The organism is Nonomuraea rosea (genome assembly GCF_039539705.1).
In the GTDB taxonomy this organism is placed as follows: domain Bacteria; phylum Actinomycetota; class Actinomycetes; order Streptosporangiales; family Streptosporangiaceae; genus Nonomuraea; species Nonomuraea rosea.
In genome coordinates this window covers 531,020-553,883 of record NZ_BAABDQ010000003.1, presented here as the reverse complement: position 1 = coordinate 553,883, position 22,864 = coordinate 531,020, and the positions used below count along the sequence as shown (strand labels likewise).

14 protein-coding genes are annotated in these 22,864 nt (G+C 72.9%); 6 read left to right on the top strand and 8 right to left on the bottom strand.

The features are described 5' to 3' along the window. Window positions 1-11: 11 nt before the first annotated feature. A complete protein-coding gene (locus tag ABEA43_RS10025; protein ID WP_345560502.1) occupies window positions 12-2,144 on the bottom strand; it encodes a hypothetical protein in 2,133 nt (710 codons plus the stop codon). Window positions 2,145-2,295: 151 nt separating this feature from the next. On the opposite strand from ABEA43_RS10025, the gene ABEA43_RS10020 reads away from it, so the two are divergent. The 3 genes from ABEA43_RS10020 to ABEA43_RS10010 all read left to right on the top strand — a co-directional run bounded on the left by ABEA43_RS10020 (window position 2,296) and on the right by ABEA43_RS10010 (window position 8,708). Then, entirely contained in the window at window positions 2,296-3,510 is a 1,215-nt protein-coding gene (locus ABEA43_RS10020; RefSeq protein WP_345560500.1) for a hypothetical protein, read from the top strand. Window positions 3,511-3,752: 242 nt separating this feature from the next. Then, window positions 3,753-5,408, top strand: a complete 1,656-nt coding sequence (locus tag ABEA43_RS10015; protein WP_345560497.1) for a hypothetical protein — start codon at window positions 3,753-3,755, stop codon at window positions 5,406-5,408. Window positions 5,409-5,486: 78 nt separating this feature from the next. After that, complete coding sequence (locus ABEA43_RS10010; protein WP_345560495.1) at window positions 5,487-8,708, top strand: coiled-coil domain-containing protein; 3,222 nt, start codon at window positions 5,487-5,489, stop codon at window positions 8,706-8,708. Window positions 8,709-8,721: 13 nt separating this feature from the next. On the opposite strand, the gene ABEA43_RS10005 is transcribed toward ABEA43_RS10010, so the two are convergent. Continuing rightward, on the bottom strand, window positions 8,722-10,101 hold the full coding sequence (locus ABEA43_RS10005) for a citrate synthase (protein WP_345560493.1): 1,380 nt from the start codon (window positions 10,099-10,101) through the stop codon (window positions 8,722-8,724). 70 nt (window positions 10,102-10,171) lie between these two features. Between ABEA43_RS10005 and ABEA43_RS10000 the strand changes: the two genes are divergently transcribed. Beyond that, window positions 10,172-11,392 (top strand): LeuA family protein, encoded by a 1,221-nt coding sequence (locus ABEA43_RS10000; protein ID WP_345560491.1) that lies wholly within the window; start codon window positions 10,172-10,174, stop codon window positions 11,390-11,392. 204 nt (window positions 11,393-11,596) lie between these two features. On the opposite strand, the gene ABEA43_RS09995 is transcribed toward ABEA43_RS10000, so the two are convergent. Further along, window positions 11,597-12,883 carry an MFS transporter gene (locus ABEA43_RS09995; protein ID WP_345560490.1) on the bottom strand — a complete coding sequence of 429 codons (1,287 nt, stop codon included), beginning with the start codon at window positions 12,881-12,883 and terminating at the stop codon, window positions 11,597-11,599. Between the two features lie 105 nt (window positions 12,884-12,988). Here ABEA43_RS09995 and ABEA43_RS09990 point away from each other — a divergent pair, with 105 nt between their 5' ends. Then, window positions 12,989-13,621 (top strand): HAD family hydrolase, encoded by a 633-nt coding sequence (locus tag ABEA43_RS09990; RefSeq protein WP_345560488.1) that lies wholly within the window; start codon window positions 12,989-12,991, stop codon window positions 13,619-13,621. Between the two features lie 99 nt (window positions 13,622-13,720). On the opposite strand, the gene ABEA43_RS09985 is transcribed toward ABEA43_RS09990, so the two are convergent. The 3 genes from ABEA43_RS09985 to ABEA43_RS09975 all read right to left on the bottom strand — a co-directional run bounded on the left by ABEA43_RS09985 (window position 13,721) and on the right by ABEA43_RS09975 (window position 19,382). Further along, entirely contained in the window at window positions 13,721-14,605 is an 885-nt protein-coding gene (locus tag ABEA43_RS09985) for an NAD-dependent epimerase/dehydratase family protein (RefSeq protein WP_345560485.1), read from the bottom strand. Window positions 14,606-14,702: 97 nt separating this feature from the next. Further along, window positions 14,703-18,257: an AAA family ATPase gene (locus tag ABEA43_RS09980; protein ID WP_345560483.1), complete on the bottom strand. Its 3,555-nt coding sequence runs from the start codon at window positions 18,255-18,257 to the stop codon at window positions 14,703-14,705. Beyond that, window positions 18,258-19,382, bottom strand: coding sequence for an exonuclease SbcCD subunit D (locus tag ABEA43_RS09975; protein ID WP_345560481.1), 1,125 nt, complete (start codon window positions 19,380-19,382; stop codon window positions 18,258-18,260). It lies immediately after the preceding gene. A gap of 107 nt (window positions 19,383-19,489) precedes the next feature. On the opposite strand from ABEA43_RS09975, the gene ABEA43_RS09970 reads away from it, so the two are divergent. After that, entirely contained in the window at window positions 19,490-20,983 is a 1,494-nt protein-coding gene (locus ABEA43_RS09970; protein WP_345560479.1) for an alpha/beta hydrolase family protein, read from the top strand. Here the strand turns inward: ABEA43_RS09970 and ABEA43_RS09965 are convergent. After that, a complete protein-coding gene (locus ABEA43_RS09965; protein ID WP_345560478.1) occupies window positions 20,956-21,891 on the bottom strand; it encodes an alpha/beta hydrolase in 936 nt (311 codons plus the stop codon). The two genes, ABEA43_RS09970 and ABEA43_RS09965, sit on opposite strands and share 28 nt — an antisense overlap. Window position 21,892: 1 nt before the next feature. After that, window positions 21,893-22,753, bottom strand: a complete 861-nt coding sequence (locus ABEA43_RS09960) for a crotonase/enoyl-CoA hydratase family protein (RefSeq protein WP_345560477.1) — start codon at window positions 22,751-22,753, stop codon at window positions 21,893-21,895. Between the last annotated feature and the right edge of the window lie 111 nt (window positions 22,754-22,864).

Genomic DNA, 22,864 nt, shown 5'->3' with positions numbered 1-22,864 from the left:
GAGTCCCCTTCTCAGTCGGTGCACTCGAAGAGCGGCCCCTCGGGGAAGCCGCCGTCCGGAGTCGCCACCAGAGTGTCGTTCAGGTAGCCGTTGCCGTACTGGCTCTCGATCCGGTTCCAGATGTCGCTGGACTTGCCGGTGGAGGTGTCGGTGTAGGACGCGCCCTTGACCTGGCAGATCACCGTCAGGGTGATGTACACCTTCTGCGGGATCCTCCCGGCTTCCGCGCCTGCCGACGGGCCCGTCCGGATGATCGTGTTGGTGTCCTCGTTGCTGGCGTTCTTGTACTGCTGGCGCGGATAGGCCAGGTCCACCTCGGCCGTGGCAACGTCCGGGCTCTCCCCCGCCGCGTTCTTGGCCTTGAGCTTGAACGCGTGCTTCTGGTTGTTCTTGAGCCCTTCCACGGTGAACGAGGTGCCCTTGACTGCGTTGTTGGCCGCCGCCCCGGTGAGCTCGTAGGTGACGCCGTCGTCGGCGTTCGCGGGGGCGCTCCAGCTCAGCTCGGCGCCCCGGTTCTTGGCCTTGGCGGTGAAGCCGCTCGGCGAGCCGGGCGCGACGCACGGCTTGGCCCCGGCGCTCGGCTCCGACGCCACCTCGCCGCCCGACCAGTGCGCGACCACCACGAACGTGTACTCCTTCGCGCAGTCCCCGCCCGTGAACTCGAACTGGAACGGCCCGTTCGCGTTCACCGACTCCGGCTCGGAGCGGCCGTCCCCGGTCGTCTTCAGCGTGTAGCGCTCGACCTTGCCGCCGGCGGACGGGCTGAAGCCGACCGTCACCTTGCCGGGGCCCGACCTGGCGCTCACGCCGCCGGGCGCGGAGGGCGGCCCCGCCGTGGGCGTGGCGGTCGGCGTCGCCGTGGGGGTGGGCTTCCTGGTGGGCTCACGGGACGGCTCGCTGTCCGCCGTACGCGTGGGCCGGGGCGCGGTGGTCGTCTTGATCGGCTCGGGGTCCGGCTCCGGCTGGGTGTCGCTGCGCGTGGGGTCGGGGCGCGGCGTCTGCTTGGGCTTGGGGGTGTTCGTCGGACCCGGTACGTCGGAGTCGTCCTTGTCCACGTCGTGCTTGCGGCCCTCGGGGTCGATGACGACCGCCTTGTCGCCGTTCTCGTCGTTGGCCCAGAGCAGGCCGTCCTTGACGAACACGTCCACCGGTCCCGGCTGCTCGGCCACCCGCAGCGTGGTGGGGTTGCCGCCGGCCGCGCTGTCCCAGACGATCAGCGAGCCGCTGGCCTGGTCGGGGACGTACACCTTCGAGCCGAGCACCTGCGGCACCCCGAGCTTGCCGGGGTCGTCCGCGGCGAACTTGGTGCTGAGCACCGAGTTGGACGCGGTGTCGATCACCACGAGCAGCCCGGAGTCGCCGGGCGTCAGCACCGGCACCAGAGAGCCCTCGGTCGTGGCGGGCGTGAGCACGCCGCCCTTGGGGGCCTGGGCCACGCCCTTGGGCAGCGTGATCTCGCCGACGCCGCCGTCCTCGCCGATGATCGTGGCGGTGGCGGCCCTGGTGTTGACCACGACCGGCAGGCTGCCGGCGATCGTGACCGACAGCTCCTCGCCGGGCTCGCCGACCTTGAGCGGGCTCGCCGCGACACCCTGGGACACCGGTACGACCTCGCCCTTGGCGGTCACCGGCACCCACAGCCGGCCGCCGCCGTCGATGCGGGCCGCGCCCAGCGGTCCCTGGAGGGTGATCGGCGCGCCCACGGCGTTGAGGGTGGCCGGGTCGATCTGCTGGATCTTGCCGGTCGCGGGGTCCACGGCGTATCCGGTCGTGCCGGACACGGCGAGCTGGAGCCCGGCCGCGCCGAGGTCGCGGGTCTGGGCGACGCTGAGCTGGCCCGGCTCGACGCGGCTGACGTAGCCGGTGCCGTCGTCGACGAGCAGCACGTTCCCGCCGTCCTGCACGACCCGCAGCTGACGGCCCGCCTTGTCGTTGAGGTAGCCGTCCACCTCGCCGGACAGGCCGTTGACGTGCACGATCTTGCCCCTTGCCGCGGTCCAGAGCCAGGCGCCGACGTCGGCCAGCTTGGGATTGGCGCTGGAGACACCCACGCCGAACCACGCCGCCGCGGCGACCAGGATCGTGGCCACCACACCGGCGATCAGCGCTGTGGCTCGATCACCTCGGAGCACGCGGATCCGCACCCGTCACTCACCCCGTATGTACGATTACAGAGCGTTTGCCCCCGTATTACCGGGCATCACCCTAGCGCCCAGCCGTCCCTTGCGCGTATGTACCGGCTGGTAGCCGCGTTGAGTTCTGAGAGTGTCGGTGCGAAGCCGTACCTTAGTCCCCGTGCCAGTCCCCGTCCCAGCCCCTATGCCCGAGCTGACCTTCGACGCCGTGCTCACCGACGAGGCGGTCCTGTCGACCTACCGCCGCATGTTCGCCGCGCTGGCGCGCGACAGCGGCGCGGTCGTCGACGACCCGGCCCTGGTCGACATCGCCGAGACGCTGTTCGCCGCGTTCGCGGAGGCGGGCGAGGAGTGGCTGACGCACGAGCAGATGCGCTTCGCCTGCCGGGCCTATCCCGGCGACCAGTTCGACAACCGGCTGCGGGTGCTCAAGGGGCTCGGCGCGATCCGCGAGGTGTTCCCCAAGCCCAACCAGCTCCGCTACCGCGCGTCGTTCACCAGCGTGGTGGGGCTGATGTTCATCCGGCGGATGATGGACGACGGCGGCCAGTCCGAGATGCACCGGCTGCTGGCGCTCGAAGACCTCAACGTCGCCGACCCGCGCACCACCATGGAGGAGGCCAGGCAGAGCGCGGCCAACATGGCGCGGGCGTTCCGGCTGTGGGCGCTGGAGCTGATCACCCTCACCATGGGCACGATCGAGGAGCTGCGCGAGCAGGCCCCCAAGCTGTGGGGCACCGAGGAGATCGCGCGGCGCGCGCAGGGGCTGCACGGCACGATCCTGACCCGCTGGCCGGAGCTCGACCGGGTCTGCACCGACCTGCGCGCGGCCATCTACGCCTACAGCGACGCCTCCCGCCGCGCGGCCGGCCGCCTGGCCGACTCGGCGGGCACCACCCGCAACCTGACGCTGCTGCCGACGGAGACGTGGCGCACGTTCGCGCAGACGGCGTCCAGGGAGCGGCTGGCGGCGGTGCTCGACGGGTTCGTGTTCGACGCGCCCGCGCCGTGGCACGATCCGGCCGCGATCGCGCGTGCCGTGGACGAGGCCCCGCGTCCCGCCCCGGCCCAGCCCACTCCCCCGCGCTCCAACCTGCCCGATCCCGGGCCCGGCGACTCGCTCGACTCCTCGCCCAGCGCCGCGATGGAGCGTCTGACGCAGGTGGCCGAGTCCCTGCTGGGGGCCGATTCGCGGGTGGCGCTGTCCGACGTGCTCGGGGCCGACTGGCCGTCGGCCCGGCGGGTGCTCGCCGACCTGACGACCGTCGATCTGCGGCCTGAGCTGCCTTATCGGCTGACCTGGTCCGATGGGCTCACGATCGATCCGGGGCGCGAGCCGGCCTGGCTGTCCCACGGCTTTCTGGAGCGCACCTGATGCCCGCCACCGGCGAGTCTGCGCCCGACGAGACGCATCCGTCCCCTGCTTCCGGCGGCTCCGGGAGCTCCGGCTCCGGCTTTGGGGGCTCGGGTTCCGGGGGCTCCGGTTCCGGGGGCTCGGGTTCCGGGGGCTCGGGTTCCGGGGGCTCGGGTTCCGGGGGCTCGGGTTCCGGGGGCTCGGGTTCCGGGGGCTCCGCGAAGAGGCGGCGGTCCGGACCGGCCGATGGGCGCGTCGCGCATGTGCGGGCCCGTGCGGGTGGGCCGTTGTGGCTGGGCGCCGGGGTGGCCGCGCCGCCCGGGATGACGCGCCTGACGCGTCCCGACTCCACCGGGCTGGCCCTGCCGGTGTGGCCCGACGGGGTGACGCCGTCGTTGCTGGAGGAATACCAGGTGGCGCCGGTCAACGTGGAGCGGTCCGGCGAGACCCGCCGCGTCCTGGCCGCCGTGCTCAAATGCTGCTGGAACGATCTTTCCGTGGACCCGTGGCCCGGCGCTCCGGCGCCTGTGGAGCTGGTGCTCGACACCTATCGCGCGTTGATCGGCCGTACCGATGACCTGATGCGCAACTGGGCGATCGGCGCGCTGCGCCGCCTGCACGACTCCGCGTGGATCGTCCTGGACGACGGCGTGGTCGTCCTGGGGCCGCGCTGCGCGTTGTGGCCGGTCGAGTCGCACGCCCAGTTGCAGGAGCTGGTCCGCCGCCTGCCCGAGCCCGAAAACCCGGAGCTCACGGTGGTGGGCGACGCCGACATCGTGGCCGCCGCCCAGCCTGCCCCCGACCCGGGCGCCGCGTCAGGGGGACGGGTCGAGGGGGGCGCGACCGAGTTCGAGGACCTGCTGGGAGCCTATGACGAGCGGCGGCGGGCGGAGCTGGTGGCCGCGTTCATGGTGGTGGAGCTGGCCGCCGAGCCGGTGCAGGAGGTCCGCTTCGCGGCCCTGCGCGACCCGGCGCTGCGCCACACGCTGGGCGAGATGCTGTCCAGGCGCGGACGTACGCTGATCCACCACCGTGACCGCTGGACCTCCGGCTACGACGACACCTCCGCCGCCGCCTTCACCGAAGCCGACGTCCAACAGCCGTCCGCCCCCTCGACCCCCGGCCCAGAAGGCACCGCGGTCGCGCCATCCGAGCCGTCCGTGCCGTCCGCGCCACCACCGCCGTCTGCGCCGAACGGCGGTACGGACGCGGCATCCAGAGCGGGCGTGGGCAAAACGGCCAGAACGGGCGACAGCGCGGGCGTGGGCGCGGCGCCCGGACCGGGCGACAGCACCGGCCTAGGCGGCGAGGCGGCCAGGTCGGGCGACGATGCGAGCGCAACGCCCGGGTCGAGCGACGGCAGCAGCGTGAGCGAGACGGCCGGAGCGGGCAACGGCGCTGGGGTGAGCGAGGCAGCCGGGTCAGGCGGCGACCCTAGCGCGACGACTGGGGCGGGCGACGGCATCGGCGTGGGCGAGACGGCCGGGTCAGGCAACGGCGTGGGCGGGGAAGCGGGGCCGGGGCTCAGGGTGGGGGGTGGCGGGGCGGGAGCGCGGCTGGGTGTGAGCGAGCGGGCCGTGCTGACGCTCGTCCTCGTGCACTCCGTGGCGATCCCCAGGGCAGAGGGGCTGCTGCCGGAGGACTCCTGGATGTCGCCGCACCCCACCCCGGTGGACGAGCTGCGCCGCCACACCCAGCTGCCGATCGGCGAGCTGGAGGCGGCGCTGCGGGTGTTGCGGCACGCGGGGCTGCTGGGCCAGGTCAAGGCGGGTGAGGAGGCGGGCGGCTATGTGCCGGGCCCGCAGTTCCACCGGCTGACCCCAGCGGCCCGGCGGCGGTTGCAGGAGGAGCTGATCCTGGCGGCCGGGCCGAACACACCGCTCGCGGCGGCCGTACGGTCGCGGAGATCGGCACGCTGAGCGCGCACCCGCACGGGCGGGACGGACAGACCGGCGTCATGACAAAGGAAAGGCTTACGGGGGTTACAGGTGTCGCAGATGGAGAACGTCGTCGGGGACCGGGTGCTGATCGCGGTGCAAGCGGTCAACATTTCGCGGCTCTCGACCCATCCGGTGCCCACCGTCCCCGGAACGCTCATCGTGGTGGCCGGTGCCGGGCCGAAGGACTCCAACGGGGCGGGCAAGTCATCGTTCATCGCCTCGATCACCGCGTTGCTCGGTGACGAGCAGTGGCGCTTCGCCTCGGGGGCGAAGGCGGTGTCGGAGCTGCTGTTCAACGCCGAGCTGGCCAGTGGTGCCGGCGCCCGCCAGTGGGCGAGCGCCGACCACGGCTACATCGTGGGCGTCTTCGGCCCGCCCGGCATGGACGGCTTCGCCCCCGCACCGGCCGACCCCGGATCGGCCGCGTCCGTGGATTCCGTGGATTCCGTGGATGACGCCGGGTCCCAGACGGGTGCGGAGCTGGTTCTCGGGGCGGACGTGGACGAAGAGGAGCCGAGCGGGGAGCTCTTCGAGGTGCCCGACACCTCGGGCGGTGCCGTCACCGTGTGGCTCAAGGTCAATCAGGAGGCGCCGCACCTGGAGATCCGCTGGCGGGAGGGCGTGCAGCTGGCGGCGTCCCAGTCCGAGGCCGAGCGGGTGGCACGGGCCGACGAGATCTGGGCGTCCCTGCCGAAGTCGGCCGGCCGGCGTGACGTGGTGGCCCGCGACCTGACCAAGGTGCTCTACGGCGATCGGGTCAGGTGCGTGTCGTTCCTGTCCACCTCCGTACGCAGCAAGGTCGCCACCAACCTGCTCTCCCAGCCGCTCAACGAGATCTCCCCCGAACGCGTCTTCGAGGCCATCGCCGCACTCACCGGCCTGGACGCCGAGCTCGAACAGGAGCGTGAGGCCCGCCGCGACGAGCACTCCAAGCGGGTGCGCGCGGCGCAGGCCTCCGATCGGCTGGCGGAGTTCGAGGCGGAGTCGAAGGCGCTGCTGACCACGTTCGACCGGCGTGACCAGGCGCGCGTGCGCCTGGCGGACGCGCTGCGGTGCTGGCGCGGCAGGCAGGCGCGCAAGCTGGCCGACGCGGCGGACAAGGACGAGGCCCTGGCCGCCGACCTCGAACGCCACCACGCGGCCGGCGAGACCGCCGCCGAGGCGATCGCCCTGGTCAAGGCGGAGATCGCGACGCTGCGGGAGGACACCCTCGACCGGCAGGTCTCCCAGGCGCGCAAGGAGCTGGCCGCGATGCAGGCTCGGGCGGCCAAGCTCGACGCCGACCGCGCGGTGGCGGAGAACTCCGCCGACGAGCTGCGCGGGCTGATCCCGGCGCTGGAGGAGACGCGCAGGTTCGCGGACGGGCGTGACGTGCCCACGGCCGAGCGGGAGCTGGGCGAGGTCAGGCTCCGGCTCAACGAGGCGCTCAAGGCGCTCGGGGTGGCCGACCGGGAGGTGTCCTCGGCCCAGGCCGCGCTCGACGACGCCGAGGGCGGACCGGCGGCGGCCCAGCTCAACGCCCTGACAGCGGCGGGCATCGGCGCGACCGGCCTGCTCGATGCCCTGGACGTGGCAGAGCAGGCCAGGGACTCCGCCCACGCGAGCACCTCCGGCGGCTCCGGCGCCACGCGCTCGCTGCGCGGCCAGGCGGACGGTTCCGGGGAGGAGAGCGCCGAGTCGCTGAGTGCCGCGCTCAAGGCTCGCTTCGGCAAGCCGGCCGACGACGGCGCCGCCGCCGGCGCAGAGCTTCGCGCGCTGGCGCTGGATGAGTTGCGGGGGTGGCCGAACGAGCATGCGGTGATCGTGGACGCCGCGCACCTCGACGCCGCCGCGGCCGCGCTGGCGGACCTGCCCGGTTCCGTGCTGGTCAGCGCGGCCGGGGTGAGCGTCGTCGGGGCGTTCGACGGGGTGGCGACCGGGCGGGAGGCTCGGATCAAGGCCGCCGAGCAGCGGTTGCACCGGGCGAAGGACGTTCAGGAGACGGCGGCGCAGGCCGTACACGATGGGGAGGACGCCGTCGCCGAGGCGCAGCGGCGGCTGGAGGGGGCCAGGGCCGGGGTGCGGCTGGCCGAGCTGGAGGCCAAGCTGGGCGAGCGGCGGGCCAGGCTGGGCGAGCTGAACGCGGCGATCGAGGAGCTGACCCCCAAGGTCGCCGAGGCCGAGCGGCAGACCGGGACGCTGGACTTCCGGGCCAGGACCAGGGACATGGAGATCGAGCGGCTGGAGGGGCGGCGGCAGCGGCACGAGGCCGAGCGGGCGCAGGCGCGCGGCCAGGAGGCCAAGGTCGGCGCCGAACGCGAGTCGCTCAAGCTCGACGCGCTGGCCGCCGACTGGGGCGGCACGGTGGAGACGGCCCGCGAATGGCTGACGGCGCTGCCCGAGGAGGAGCGGCCGCGCGCCGCCGAGGAGTGGTGGCGGATCGCCGAGCGGCACTTCGACCAGGCGCTGCGTGACACGTTCCCGGAGGAGAACGCGGAGATCCCGGAGGAGCTGCGGTTCCTGCTGAGCGAGCGGGGCGGGAGCACGGCCAGGGAGCAGGCGACGTTCGCGGCGGTGTGCGGGTCGCTGGCCTCCTACCTGCGGGCGCAGGAGGAGTACGAACGCCACCAGCGACGCCAGATCGAGGCCCAGATCGTGACCAGGCAGCGCGACCTGGCGGCGGCGGCCAGGGGCGCGGAAGAGGCGGCGCAGTCCACGGCCGTGCACCGGGCGGCGCTGACGGCGGCGATCAAGGCGCGGCTGACCCGGGTGGCCGAGGAGTTCGAGAAGCTCGACACCTCCTACGGCGGTTACGGGGCGACGCTGGAGTTCCCGGTACCGCCGGCGCCCGCCGATCCCGAGCAGCGCTGGCAGTGGCGGGTGACGCCGAAGTGGCGGCGGGGCGAGGGGCAGGGGTTCGTGCCGTACAACCGGCGGGCCAACACCGCGCTCATGGACGAGAAGGCGGTCAAGCTGGTGTGCGCGGCGGCCATCGCCTCGTCGGGGGGCGGGCATCTGTGCCTGGTGCTCGACGAGCTGGGCCGCAACCTGGGCAAGGAGCATCGCAGGGAGGCGGTGGCGCTGTTCAGGAGGATCGGGGAGACGTACGGGATCACAGTGATCGGGGCGCTGCAGGACGACATGGAGCCGTACGCGATCGATGCCTGTGGCCAGTACATCAAGCTGCGGCGATCCTCGGACGCGATGCCGTACAACGACCCGCCGGTGATCATCGGGCACGACCAGCACGCCGAGCGGGTCCGGGCACTGGCGGCATACGTCGACAGGACAGCCGGCTGACCCAGTTGAGCGGCTACGTGATGGGTGGGCCGGTGTAGGAGGCGCGCAGGCGTAGGAGGGCGCCGCGCTCGTACTCCTCCATCGCGTGCGCCAGCCACCCCGCCACCCTGGAGACCGCGAAGATGGCCTCACCCGCGCCGCTCACCATCCCGCTGACGGCGGTGAGGGTGGCCAGGGCGAAGTCGACGTTGCGCTCGGGCAGCCGCCGGCGGCGCATCTCGGCCAGCACGGCCGCGACGGCGGCGATCCGCTCGTGCCCCGGGGCGGCCTCCTTGACCAGGTCGAGCAGGACGGCGCCGCGGCCGTCGCCGTTCCTGTAGACGCTGTGGCCGAAGCCCGGGATGCGCTCGCCGCGGCGTACCCGCTCGGAGATCGCCCGGGCGGCCTGGCCCGGCTCGGCGACCTCGGCCAGCAGCCGCTCGGCCCCGTACGACGCGCCGCCGTGCAGCGGCCCGCCGAGCACGCCGAGGCCCGTCAGGACCACCGCGTACGGGTCGGCCTTGGCGGAGGCGGCGACCCTGGCGGCCAGGGTGGAGGCGGCCAGCTCGTGGTCGGCGAGCAGGACCAGGGCGGCCTGTACGGCGTGGAGCATCGCCGGAGTGGCGGGGCGGGGCGACAGGCGGGACCACAGGCGCTCGGCGATCGACTCGCCCTGCGGCTCGCTGAGCTGTGGCAGGGCGTCGACCAGGCCCGCGATCAGGCGGCGGCCGGTGGCGGCCACGGAGACGGGGTCGAGCTGGTAGCGGAGGGAGTCGGACGCGCCGAGCACGGTCGTGATCACCTGGAGGCGGTCGAGAGGCAGCAGGTCGCCGGGCAGGCCACGCTGAGCGGTCACGGCGGCGCTCAGCGCGCCTGGCTCGCACCTCCAGGGATCCTCCTGACTCCCCCGGGCATCCTCGTTGGGCGCGCGGAAGTCCGGCGGGCGGGAGTCGGACACGTGGGCGTCCGGCGGGCGGGAGCCGGGCACGTGGGCGTCCGGCGGGCGGGAGCCCGGCTTGTGAGGGTCCGGCAGACGGGAGTCCGAGCGGAGGGGGCCGGGCACGTGGGCGTCCGGCACGTGCAGGTCGGGCCGGAGGGCTGGGTCGGCGGTCCAGAGCCATTCGGCGACCGTTTCGAAGCGAGCCGTGCCCGCCAGCCCCAGCGCGTCGATCCCCCGGTAGTACGGCCGATCCACGCCGAGCGCCGTGATGCCCGACTCGATCACCAGCTCCGGCGGCTGGCTGCGCGGCCGTCCGCGGCGCGCCAGGCGTTCGATCTCCTCGGCGGAGAAGAGGCTGCGGCGCCCGTCGTCGCCGTGCCGCCGTTGCAGCACCCCCCGGCTCACGTACGCGTACAGCGTCGCGGGTTTCACGCCCAGCCGCTCGGCCGCCGTGGCCGCGTCGATCCACTCCACTCCGGCGCGCCTCCTAGGTTGATGAAAATCAATATTGATCCATGTTGAGTGCGCATGTCAACGTGAAGACATGCCAACAGTTCATTTCCTCGATGTGACCAACCGGGACGGCGTGCAGACCGCGCGCACCGGGCTGTCGAAGTTCGGCAAGACCATGGTCAACTTCTATCTGGCCAAACTCGGCGTGGCGCAGTCCGAGATCGGTTTCCCGTTCCTGTTCCACGAGGTCCCGTACGTCAGGGCGCAGGTGGCGCTGGCCGAGGCGGGCGCGTTCGGGAGCCTCAGGCTGTCCGGCTGGTGCCGGGGGGTGCCGCAGGACGTGGAGAAGGCGGCGCCGCTCGGGCTGCGGCACTACAACCTGTCCATCTCGACGTCCGACTACATGATCCAGAACAAGTTCCGTGGCCGCCTGGACAGGGACGCGATCATCAGGGAGATGACGGCCGCGGTCCGCGTGGCCAAGCAGGCGGGCGCGCTGACGGTCGGGGTGAACGCCGAGGACGGCTCGCGTACCGACGACGGGTTCCTGCTGGAGTTCGCGCTGGCGGCCAAGCAGGCGGGCGCGGACCGCGTACGGTATTGCGACACCATCGGCGGCGACACGCCCGACCGGATCCGCGAGCGCTTCGCCAAGCTGGCCACGGCCACCGCGATGCCCATCGAGACCCACTGCCACAACGACCTCGGCATGGCCGTGGCGAACTCCGTCTCGGGCGCGCTCGGCGACCTGGACGCCGGCCAGGACGCGTGGGTCAACACCTGCGTGAACGGCATCGGCGAGCGCTCGGGCAACGCCGATCTGCTGTCCACCATCCTGGCGTTCGAGCACGGCTTCGGCGTCGACGCGCAGATCGGCGACGCGCTCGATCTGTCGTGGGCGCGCAGGTTCGGGCTGTGGGCGAGTTACGCGTTCGGGCAGCCGCTGCCGTACAACCAGGTCGGGGTGGGACGCAACGCGTTCGCGCACGAGTCGGGCATCCACGCCGACGGCGCGCTGAAGGACCACGGCAACTACGAGCTGTACGACGAGGCGTCGCTGGGCCCGTTCCCCGAGGACTGGCACGCGCGGCCGGGCCGGGTCGTGCTGACCGGCGAGTACGGCGGCAAGGCCGGTTTCCGGCACGTCATGGACGGGCTCGGGGCCGAGGTTGCCGACGAGGACCTGGCGTTCCGGCTGGTCCAGCTCTGCAACGCGATGACCGGCCGGCCGCTCACGGACGACGAGCTCCGCCTGATCGCGGCCTACCCGCGCGAGCTGTCCCTGCTCTTCCCCGGATACGAGCCCGCCTGACGAGCCGGCGGTCAAGCAGACGGGCGGGCTCGCTCGGCCTGGCCATCCTGACGACGATCTTCGCCGCCGCCACGGCGGGACACGGCACGGCCGCGCTGGCCGAGGGCATCAGCGCGGCCGTGGGACGCCGCTGCGGGGATCGTCATCACCCTGGCGGCGTGAGCTAGATGTACTTGGTCGTCGCCCGTACCCGGGCAGCGCGAGCTAGAGCGACTCGTCGCCCGTCTCGGGCAGCGCGAACAGGCAGAGCAGGCTCAGCACGGCCATGGCCGAGACGTAGCCGCCGACCGCCATCACGCTCAGGCCGCTGGCCTGCATGCTGGTGGCGACCAGCGGCGGCACCGCGCCGCCGAGCACCCCGCCAAGGCTGTAGGCGACCGACGCGCCGCTGTAGCGGAACTCGGTCTTGAACAGCTCAGGCAGGTACGCGCCCATCGGCCCGAAGATCAAGCCCATCAGCCCGAGCGCGCCGGCCAGCGCCAGCCCCACCAGGAAGATCGACCTGGTCTCCATCAGCGGGAACATCACCAGCCCCCACGCGATCGCGACCGCCGTGCCGGTGATCAGGGTGCGGCGGCGGCCCAGGCGGTCGGAGACCATCGCGGAGGCCACCGTGCCCGCGGCCATGAACAGCACCCCGATCATGGTCAGGCCGAGCATGGTGGTCTTCGGGATCTCCAGCGTGGTCGTGCCGTAGGCCAGGCAGTAGGTGGTGGCGGTGTAGAAGAGCGTGTAGGCGATGGTCATCGCGCCCGCGCCGAGCAGCACGCGCCGCCACTGCTGCCTGATGAGCCCGGCGAACGGCACCTTGGCGATCCGCCGCTGGTCCATGGCCGCCTGGAAGACCGGCGTCTCGGAGATCTTCAGCCGTACGTACAGACCGACGATCACGAGCAGCAGGCTCGCCACGAACGGCAGCCGCCACCCCCAGCTCCCGAACTGCTCGTCGCTCAGCGTCTCACCGAGGATGAGGAACAGCCCGTTCGCCACGACGAACCCGACCGACGGGCCGAGCTGGGGGAACATCGCGTACAGGCCGCGCTTGCCGGGCGGCGCGTGCTCGGTGGCCAGCAGCGCCGCGCCGCCCCACTCCCCGCCGAGCCCGATGCCCTGCGTGAACCGCAGCAGGACCAGCAGCACCGGCGCGGCCACGCCGATCGCGGCGTAGCCGGGCAGCAGCCCGATCGCCACCGTCGAGAGCCCCATCACCAGCAGCGACACGACCAGCATGGACTTGCGGCCGACCCGGTCTCCCCAGTGGCCGAAGACGGCCGAGCCGAGCGGGCGCGAGATGAACGCCACGGCGAACGTCGAGAACGCGGCCAGGCTGCCCGCCACCGGATCCATGCCGGGGAAGAAGGCCGCGTTGAGCACCAGGGCCGCGGCGGTGCCGTAGATGTAGAAGTCGTAGAACTCGATCGCGGTGCCGATGAGGCTGGCGGCCGCGATCCTGGACCGGCTCGGCGCGACCGGTCGGGGGGAGGTCTTCATGATGTCTCACTATGCGGACTAGCGTCTTGTGAAGCGATACAGAGACGCTACCACCTGCGCAATGACAGAATGTCAGGAGATTGGATCAAGGGAAAGGAACGGACTTTGAGCGTCGATCTGGTCATCTTCGACTGCGACGGGGTGCTCGTGGACAGCGAGCCCATCTCCGTACGCGTGGGCACGGCCGCCCTGCGCCGGATCGGCTGGTCGATCGACGAGGCGGAGTACGCGGAGCGGTTCGTGGGCTGCACGAACGAGTACTGGGCCGAGCAGGTCGGCGAGACGCCGCCGGGGTGGCGGGAGCAGCTCAACGCCGACTACGTCGCCGCGGTCAAGGCCGAGCTGTGCACGGTCGCGGGCATCGAGCAGGCGCTCGACCAGCTCATGGTGCCGAGCTGCGTGGCCTCGAACGGACGGCACACCACGATCCGCCGCAGCCTTGAGCTCACGGGGCTGGCCGGGCGGTTCGCCGGTCGCGTGTTCAGCGCCGAGGACGTGGCCCAGGGCAAGCCGGCGCCCGACCTGTTCCTGCACGCGGCGGCCACGATGGGGGCGGAGCCGGCGCGCTGCGTGGTGGTGGAGGACAGCCCGTTCGGGGTGATGGCGGCGATGAGCGCGGGCATGCGCTGCCTGGCCTTCGCCGGCGGCCTCACACCTCCCTCCCGCCTGGCCGGCCTCGGCGCCACCCTCTTCCACGACCCGGCCACGATCCCGGACCTGATCACCGAACTCACCTGACCGCCCGGCGCGAGCCGGCGGACCTGGTGGCGCGCCGTACGCGATGACATCGTGGCGCGCCGTACGCGATGATGTCGCCGCGCGGCGCGAGCCGGCGGCCTAGCTCTGCCTGGATCGGCCGTTCTCGTCGAGGTAGTCGCGCCACGACCGCTTCGGGTTCCAGCCCAGCAGGCGGTGGGCCTTGGCGCACGAGATGCCGGAGGCGTCGGGGCGGGCCAGCGGGCGCAGCTCGACCCGGTCGCCGTGCTGCCGCCGCAGGGCCTCGGCGAAGTCGTGGCCGCCCGCGTTGTCGGGCGAGGCGATGTAGAACACCTCGTGGCCCGGCAGGGCGGACTCGGTGGCCAGGACGATCGCGTCCGCCAGGTCGTACACGTCGATGTAGCTCAGCAGCCCCGCCCCGAGCTCGGAGGCGTCGCGGATCTGGGGGCCGAGGTTGAGCTCGTAGTTGCCCTCCCACTGCACCCAGCTCGGCCGCAGCGAGATGCACCGGATGTCCGAGCGCCGCACCGCCGCGTCCATGAGCTGCTCGCCGAAGTGCTTGGCCAGCGCGTACGGATCCTGCGGCCGGATCGGGTGCTCCTCGTCGACCGGCGCGTAGTCGGGCAGGAAGGGCCGCTCGGGGAAGAAGAAGCCGGGGACGGTCTCGCTGGAGATGTTCACGAACCGGGGGACGCCCAGGCGGACCGCGGCCTCGATCATGTTGAAGGTCGCCATCAGGTTGTTCTGGAAGACGACCTGCGGCGGGTTGGAGGTGGGGTCGGGGATGGCCGCGGCGTGCACGACCGCCTCCGCGCCGTGCACCACGGCGAACGCGTGCCCGGCGTCGGTCAGGTCGGCCTGCTGGTAGCGCGGCTCGCCGGCCCCGTGCCGCTCGAACACCGGGCGCGTGACGTCCACGGCGGTGACCTCGTGCCCCGCCTCGGCCAGGGCCTTGACGGCCGCCCGGCCGACCTTGCCGTGGGCTCCGGTGACTACGACGCGCATGAGCTGCTCCTTAACGGGTCCGGTGCACGGCAATCTATCCCTTTGAGCAGATTTCGGGGCCGCCCCCTTCATCCTCAGTTCGTCATGGACAGATCGCTCACCGCGGCACTCCGGCCACGGCCAGCGTGGATCCGGCGCGGGTCTTGGTGACCTTGAGCTGAGCGGTGATCCGGGACCGCAGCTCGGCGACGTGGCTGACGATGCCCACCGCCCGCCCGCCGTCCCGCAGCCCGTCGAGGATGTCGAGGACGCTGTCGAGCGTGTCCTCGTCCAGGGTGCCGAACCCCTCGTCCACGAACAGCGTGCCGATCTCCGCGCCGCCCGCCTCCGCCGTCACCACGTCGGCCAGGCCCAGGGCCAGCGCCAGGGAGGTGACGAAGCCCTCGCCGCCGGACAGCGTGGCCGGGTCGCGGTCGACGCCGGTCCAGCCGTCGGCCACGCGCAGGCCCAGGCCGCCGCCTGAGCGCCCCCGGGAACCGGCCGTCTTCCGCAGGTCGTGGCGCAGGAGGTAGCGGCCGGCCGACATGTGGCCGAGCCGTTCGTTCGCGGCGTCCACCACCTGCCGCAGGCGCTCGCCCAGCACGAACGACGACAGGCTCATGCTCCACTGGTTGTCGCTGGACGTGCCGCTGGCCAGTGCCGCCATCCGCTCGGCCAGCCGGTGCCGCTCGGCCGCCGGGTGCCAGCGCTCGATGCAGGCCAGCAGCTCGGCGTGCAACTCCTCCAGCCGCCCCGCCCTGGCCACCGCCCGGTCCAGGACACTGGACAGCCGCGTGTACGCCTCTTCCGTCCCGGCCCGCTCGCCCCCGATCGCCTCCAGGTCCGGCGCCAGTTCGGCCGCCGCGGCGACCAGCTCGGGCTCGGCCAGCGTCCTGGTGACGGCGGCGTGCTCGTCGTCCAGCCGCCGCAGCGCCTCGGCCCTGCTCTCCTGCTCGGCCGGGCTCCTGTACGCGGCCTCCGCGTCCGCCACGTCCCCGAACCCGGCCTCGGCCGCCGCCTCGGAGGCGGCCTGTTCGGCCCTGGCCAGCTCCCCGCCGGCCGCCAGCGCCGCCTGCGTGGCCTCCAGCGCCTCGCGCAGCAGCTCGGCCTCGTCGTGCAGCCTCGACAGGCGGGCGGCCAGCGAGGCGTCGCCGCCACGTGCGGCATCGAGCCTGGCGGTGAGCCGGCCGGCGTCGCCGCTCAGCTCTTCCTGCCTGGTACGGCAGGCCGCCAGCCGGGCCGCGACCCTGCGCCCCTGCTCTTCGAGCTCGCCCCGCTCCCGCGTGAGCCGGGCCGCCTCCCCCGCCAGCACCGGCTCCCCGGCCGCCGAAGCGGTCAGCCTGCGCACCTCCCGCTCAGCCGCCACCAGCACCGCAGCAGCATCCCCAGGTCCCGTCGCCACGTCCGAGGGCGAGGCCGTCGCGGCGGTGAGGCGGCTGTGGAGGCGGGCGCGTTCGGATTCGAGGTGCGTACGGTGGGCGCGGTGGGCGGCGAGGGCTTCGGCGACCTCCCTGGACTGGTCCCGGACGCGTTCGCGGTCGCTTTCGACGCGGTCGAGCGCCGCCGCCAGGGCGGGCTCCCTGCCGGCCATCGCCTGGAGGCGGGCCAGCTCTTCCCCGGCCCGCAGGACCTGCTCCTCCGCGGTGTCGATGTCCAGGTCGCCGGTGGCCTCGGCGGCGTCGGCGTGCCGGGATTCGAGCGAGGCCAGGGCGCGTTCGGCGGCTTCGCGATCGGCCAGGGCGGCTTCGTGCGCGGTCTCGGCCTCGTGCTCGTCGTCCGCCGAAGGGGCGCTGGGCGCCGGTGCGGCCGGATGGGGGTGGTGGTCGGAGCCGCAGACCGCGCACGGCTGCCCGTCGGCCAGGTCGCGGGCCAGCTCGGCCGCCATGCCGTCGATCCGGGCCTGGCGCAGGTCGAGCCACCGCTCCCGGAGTGTCTGGGCGTGGTCGACGAGCACCTGGTGGGCGGCGACGGCGGCGTCGAGCTCGTCGGCCAGGGCCGCACGGCGGTGGGCGGCCTCGCGTACGGCGCGGGCGGCGTCCAGGCTCGCGGCGGCCGCCGGGATGGCCGCCGCCTCCGCGCGTACGTCTGCCAGGGCCGCGCTCGCGTCGGCGATCCGTCCGGGGAGCTCGGCGGCGGCCGCGGACACCTCGGCCTCGCGCTGTGCCAGCGTGTCCAGCTCGGCCGCCAGCCGGGCCAGCTCGTCGTCGATCTCGATCAGGTGGGCCGCCGCGTCCCGCACCGCCTGGGCCGCGGGGATCCTGGCGGCGTCCAGGCGGGCCTCCGCGAGCCTGGCTTCGGCCTGGTCGATGAGGGCGGGCAGGGCGGCCAGCCGTGCGGCGAGGGCCTCGTCGGCGCCGACCAGCTCGGCCAGCTCGCCTTCGACGCGGAGCAGGTCACGCCGGACGACCGAGAGCCTGGCCTCCTCGGTGAGCAGCTCGGACAGCCGGGCGATCTCCGCCTGCCGCTGCCGTTCCAACCCGGCCAGCTCCTCCACCGACGCCCGCCCACCAACGGAGGACCGCGCGGGTGCCGGTGCCTCTGACGGCGCGCGTGGGGCCGTGAGCAGGGGGCGGGCGCGGGCGAGGGCGTCGGCGGCCAAGGTGCGGGCCTTGGCGGCGGCCTCCGAGCGTTGCCTGGCCGCCGTGACCAGCGGCAGCACGCGATCGGCACGGGCCGCGTCGTCGAGGATCGCCTGCAGGTCGGCCCGCTCGTCCGCGCGCTCGTCGAGCGTGCGGCGGCGGGTGAGCGCCTCGGCATGGCGGTGCTGCCGCTCGGCGAGGGCGGCGGCCCGGTCGAACCGCAGGCGCGCCGAACGCAACGCCGCATCCGCTGCGGCATGATCCCCGGTGACCCGCACCACGACCGCCCGCGCGGCGTCGAGCAGCGCTCCCGCCCATCGCACGGGATCGTCCTCAGGCGTCAGCGGTTCCTGCGAGCCGACCGGCCCGGAAGACCCGGCCTCCCGCACAACGGGCTTGGCGGACGCGGGCGGGGCGGTGAGGTCGGCGCCAGCGGCCTCCTCCACCCGCTTGACCGCATAGTCCACCTCCTGCCGCAGCTCCTGCGCCCGCCGCCAGGCCTGCTTGCGGTGCTCGGCCAGCCACGACTCGGCCTGCGTGAAGATCTTGACGGTGAACAGCCGCTCCAGCAGCTTGGCCCGATCGTCGCCGTCGGCCCGCAGGAACCGGGCGAAGTCGCCCTGCGGCAGCATCGCCACCTGGCAGAACTGGTCGGCGTTCATGCCGAGCAGCCCACCCACCAGGTCGCCCGCCTCGTCGAGCCGGGTCGTCAGCCCCTGCCAGGCCGAGTCGCGCCACTCCGCCACGATGACCTTGGACTTCTCCTCCGTGACCCCCGTGCCGCGCAGCTTGGGCCGCTGCCACGACGGCGAGCGCTGGATGCGGAGTAACCGGCCGCGGATGGACACCTCCAGCGTGACCGACGGCCCGGCGGAGGGCGGGGCGTGGTCGCACCGCAGGCTGCGAGCGCTGTTGCGCTGCCCGGGCACCTGGCCGTAGAGGGCGAAGCAGAGCGCGTCGAGGATCGTGGTCTTGCCCGCCCCCGTCGGCCCGTGGACGAGGAAGAGACCCGCCTCGGCCAGGGCGTCGAAGTCGACCGTCTCCGAGCCGGGAAACGACCCGAACGCCGTCAGCGAGAGCCGGTGCGGCCGCATCTACGCCATCGTCTCCTTCACCCTCGATGCCTCGATCGCCTGTCTTAGCAGGTCTTCCTCCTCAGGTGCGGCAGGCTCGCCGCGCACCTCCCGAACGAAATCCAGGGCGACCTCCGCCTCGGGCCGCCCGCTCAGGCGTACGGGCTGGGCCGCGGGGGCCGCGCCGACCGGCTCGAAGGCCAGGGCGAGGGCGTGCGGGAAGCGGGCGCGCAGCCGTTCCATGGCGGATTTGGGGCGGACGGCGTCGGTCAGGGTGACGTGGAGCCAGTGATCCTCATAAGAGGTATATTTCGGGAACATCAGCAGCTCCTCCAGCTCCCCCCGCACCCGCCCCACCGCCCGGGGCACCGGCGCCGGCACGAAATCGGCCGCGACCCCGGGCTCGCCCGGCGCGAGGGTGACCAGCCACGAGCCCTTCACGTGGCCGGTCTCGGAGAAGGAGTAGGCCAGCGGCGAGCCGGAGTAACGCACCGTCTCCGACATGCGCTGCCGCCCGTGCAGATGGCCCAGCGCGACGTAGTCGACCCCGTCGAAGGCCCGCAGGGGCACGTGCGCCACCCCGCCCACGCTGATGTCGCGCTCGCTGTCGCTGGCCTGCCCGCCCGTCACGAAGCAGTGGGACAGGACGACCGAGGCGCGACGGCGTACGGCGTCGGCCCTGATCCGCGACATCGCGTACGAGATCGCCGCCGTGTGGCTGCGGTCGGGCAGCTCCCAGCCGGCCCTGACCAGCTCGGGCTCCAGGTAGGGGATGCCGTAGAAGGCGACGTCGCCGACCAGCACCGGCTCCCACGACGCGTCCGGCGACGTGCGCACGTGCACGCCGGACGCCTCGAACAGCGCCGAGCCGAACCTGAGCCGCAGCGCCGAGTCGTGGTTGCCGCTGATCAGCACCACCCTGGCCCCGGCCGCGCGCAGCCGCGCGAGGGCGTCGTCGAGCAGGGCGACCGCGTCGACCGGCGGCAGCGCCCGGTCGTAGACGTCGCCGGCGACCGCCACCACGTCCACCCGCTCGGCCCGCACCGTCTCCACCAGGTGGTCGACGAACGCCTCCTGCGCCGCCAGCAGGCTCTCGCGGTGGAACGAGCGGCCCAGATGCCAATCGGAGGTGTGCAGGATCCGCATGTCGCAGGAAACTAACAGCTCTCACTGACAAATACCGTCGCTACCGCCCCAGGAGCTGGGAGTAGGCTGAAAGATCCGCGGGCAAACCAACGCACATGGGGAGGCCGATGCGCACTGGCCGTGGCACCTTGAGCGTCGCCGCCGGCCTGGTGCTGGTGGCGCTTGCGTCGGTCGGCTATGTGCTGCCGCCCGCGTTCGACCCTCCGCCGCTCAAGGTCGATCCAGCCTTCCAGGCGATACCGCCGCAGCCGCCGGGCGAGCTGCGGCCGGTGGTGGCCGTCGATCCGCTCCGCAGGGAGGAGATCTCGGTCGCCGGAGAGGGCCAGCGCCTGGAGGGAACGCTCCGGATCCCGGTCACCCCCGGGCGGCATCCGGCGATGGTGTTCGTGTCGGGGTCGGGCAACGGGTCGCGGACGGAGTTCACGCCGCAGGCCGAGTTCCTCAGCAAGGCGGGCGTGGTGACGATCGCGTTCGACAAGCGCACGATCGGCTACGACTTCCGCGAGCGCGACTTCGGGCTGCTCGCCGACGACGCGCTGCGCATGGTGGAATACCTGCGCACCCGCCCGGAGGTGGACCCGGCGCGCATCGGGCTGTGGGGGGTCAGCGAGGGCGGCTGGGTCGTCCCGATCGCGGCGGCCAAGAGCACGGCGGTGGGCTTCGCGGTGCTGGTGTCCTCGCCGAACGTCTCCCCGCTCCGGCAGGTCGCCTGGGCCCTGAACGAGCAGTTGCTCAGGCTCCGGGCCCCGATCGGCGCCCGCGACCTGCTGACCAGGGCGATGGGCGGGGTCGGCTTCAACTTCCTGCGCTACGACGCGATGCCCGCGTTAAGCCAGATCAAGCAGCCGGTCCTGGCCTTCTACGGCACCACCGACCCGTCGATCCCCTTCGTCGAGTCCACCAAGGCCCTCATCACCGCCCTCGGCACCGCGGGCAACGACGACTACACGATCCGCTTCATGGGCAAGGGCGACCACGCCATGCGGGTCAACGGCGGCGACTTCACCAAGGGCTACCTCGAGACCCTCACCAACTGGATCACCGGCCTGCCCCGCACGGCCAGGCCCGCCGTGCACATGGCGGGCGCCACCCCCGTGCAACGCTTCGAGGCCAGTGACGTGCCCGCGGCCCCCTGGTACGCGGGCGGCACGATGCTCGGCCTGACGATCTGCCTGGCCGCCGTCGGCTATGTGGCGGGCCCGGTCGCCGCCATGGTCGTACGCCTGCGCGGCCGGCCCCACGTCCCCGTCGAGACCAACGCCAGGCTGTGGCCGCCGATCAGGCGCAGGCTGCGCCGGATGGTCTGGACCGGCCTGGGCCTGCTGCTGTCGGTGGGCGCGTTCATCATGCTGCTGGTGCTGTTCTCGGTCAACCAGGCCGGCGCCTGGCCCGCGGTGCTGGCCGGCTGGCTGGTCGTGCGCCTGCTGGCGGTGCTGATGCTGATCCAGGAGGTGACGGCGGTGGCGGCGTTCGTGTCGGCGCTGCGCGAGGGCATGCGGCCGGGCCGCTGGCAGCACGTGGCGGTGGCCGGCGTGCTCGGCGGCACGGGGCTGCTGCTGGTGGCGGCGGCCTACTACGGGCTGTTCTCCTTCCCCTGGTAGCCGTCCGGGCCGAGATAGGCGTTCATCCAGCGGTCCATCTCGGCGAACACCTGCTTGCGCACCGGCTCCGCCGACAACACCAGATCGTGTACGCCGTCGGCGATGCGCACGCACGTGACGTGCGGCCCGAGGCAGGCCGACCAGCGGGCGATCTGCCGGGGATCGAGGACGATGTCGGCCGCGCGCGCCTCCGGCACGAAGTCGCGTACCCGCAGCCCGGTGGCGGAGGCGAGCACGAGGACGGGCGCGTCCACGTTCAGCCCCGCGTGCAGCCGCCGCTGCGCCCTGCGGATGGCGGCCAGCCACATGGCGTGCACCGAGAACCCGGTCAGCGGCTTGAGCTCCAGGTCGTAGTCCCATTCGCCGTGTTCGCTGAGGTGCAGGGTCCGGCCGTAGACGTTGCTGGAGCCCAGCGGGAGCGGCCTGCGGCTGTAGGACAGCGGCGTCTTGAACAGGTCGGCGGCCAGGCGGAGCGGCGTGGGCACGTTCAGGTCGAAGAACGGGCTGTTGAGCACCAGCCCCTGCACCAGGCCCCGGCCGCGGACCCGGTCGGCCCACAGGGCGGCGATCAGGCCGCCGGTCGAGTGGGCGTTGATCGTCAGCTCGTCGTGGTCCTGCCGGATGATCCGGACGGCCTCGTCGATCTCGGGGAAGTAGTCGGTGATGCTCCTGATCAGGCCTCTGGTCTGGTGCGGGAGCAGCGAGCGGCCGTATTTGCGCAGGTCGAGCGCGTAGAAGTCGATGCCGCGCTGGACGTAGTGCTCGGCCAGGTGGTCCTGGAAGAAGTAGTCGGTGAAGCCGTGCAGGTAGAGGACCGCCCGGCGGGACCCGGCCTTCCTGGAGACCAGCGTCGCGACGACCTCGCCCTCGAAGTCGTCCGGCAGGGGCAGCACGGTGATCTCGTACATGCTAGACACGATAGGGATTCTCCGGCCAGAGCGGCACTCCGGGCGGCAGGTCCGTGCTCACCTTCATCGGGAATTCGGCCTGCCGCTTCTCCAGGAACGCCGTCACGCCCTCGGCCGTGTCGGGCGCGCCGCCCAGCTCGGCCATGAGCCGGGAGTCGGCCGCGTGCGCCTCCCACGGCGAGGCCGCCGACAGGCCCGACCACATCAGCCGGCGGATGGCCGCCACGGAGACGGCCGAGGTGTTGTCGGCGATCTCGCGGGCCAGCGCGTACGCGGCCGGCAGCAGCTCGCCGTCCGGATAGACGCGCGAGACCAGCCGCCCTTCGAGCGCCTCCGCGGCCGGGAAGACGCGGCCGGTCGCGGCCCACTCCATGGCCTGGGCGATGCCCACGATCCTGGGCAGGAACCAGCTCGACGCGGCCTCGGTGACGATCCCGCGCCTGGCGAACACGAACCCGAACTTCGCCGACTCCGCGGCGAGCCGGACGTCCATGGGCAGCGTCATCGTCACGCCCACCCCCACGGCCGGCCCGTTGATGGCGCCGATGACCGGTTTGAGCGACCTGGCGATCCTGAGCGCGACCGTGCCGCCGCCGTCGCGCGGCGCGCCGTCCACCAGCTCGCCCGGCTCCTTGTGCCCGAACGTCCCGCCGCCGCCGCTCAGGTCGGCCCCGGCGCAGAAGCCGCGGCCCGCGCCGGTGACCACCACGGCGCGAACCTCGTCGTCGGCGTCCGCGAGATCGAAAGCCTCGATCAACTCTCCACGCATCGTCAAGGTGAAGGCGTTGAGCCGTTCTGGACGCTTCAATGTGACGGTGGCGACACGGTCGGCCACGGCGTACTCGATCTCGGAGAAGCCCATGGTCCGAATCTTATTCGGTTACTGATGTTCACTCTCCGATAAAGACATATTTCGTATTCGGTGCGTAGGCTGCCGCCTCTATTCAGGCCTAAAGTGGACCGCGTCCAGCGG

What these genes read in the sequence shown, in the direction of transcription:
- ABEA43_RS10010 (WP_345560495.1), top strand. Translation starts at nt 5,487, where the DNA reads ATGGAGAACGTCGTCGGGGACCGGGTGCTGATCGCGGTGCAAGCGGTC.
- ABEA43_RS10000 (WP_345560491.1), top strand. Translation starts at nt 10,172, where the DNA reads ATGCCAACAGTTCATTTCCTCGATGTGACCAACCGGGACGGCGTGCAG.
- ABEA43_RS09995 (WP_345560490.1), bottom strand. Translation starts at nt 12,883, where the DNA reads ATGAAGACCTCCCCCCGACCGGTCGCGCCGAGCCGGTCCAGGATCGCG.
- ABEA43_RS09985 (WP_345560485.1), bottom strand. Translation starts at nt 14,605, where the DNA reads ATGCGCGTCGTAGTCACCGGAGCCCACGGCAAGGTCGGCCGGGCGGCC.
- ABEA43_RS09980 (WP_345560483.1), bottom strand. Translation starts at nt 18,257, where the DNA reads ATGCGGCCGCACCGGCTCTCGCTGACGGCGTTCGGGTCGTTTCCCGGC.
- ABEA43_RS09975 (WP_345560481.1), bottom strand. Translation starts at nt 19,382, where the DNA reads ATGCGGATCCTGCACACCTCCGATTGGCATCTGGGCCGCTCGTTCCAC.
- ABEA43_RS09970 (WP_345560479.1), top strand. Translation starts at nt 19,490, where the DNA reads ATGCGCACTGGCCGTGGCACCTTGAGCGTCGCCGCCGGCCTGGTGCTG.
- ABEA43_RS09965 (WP_345560478.1), bottom strand. Translation starts at nt 21,891, where the DNA reads ATGTACGAGATCACCGTGCTGCCCCTGCCGGACGACTTCGAGGGCGAG.
- ABEA43_RS09960 (WP_345560477.1), bottom strand. Translation starts at nt 22,753, where the DNA reads ATGGGCTTCTCCGAGATCGAGTACGCCGTGGCCGACCGTGTCGCCACC.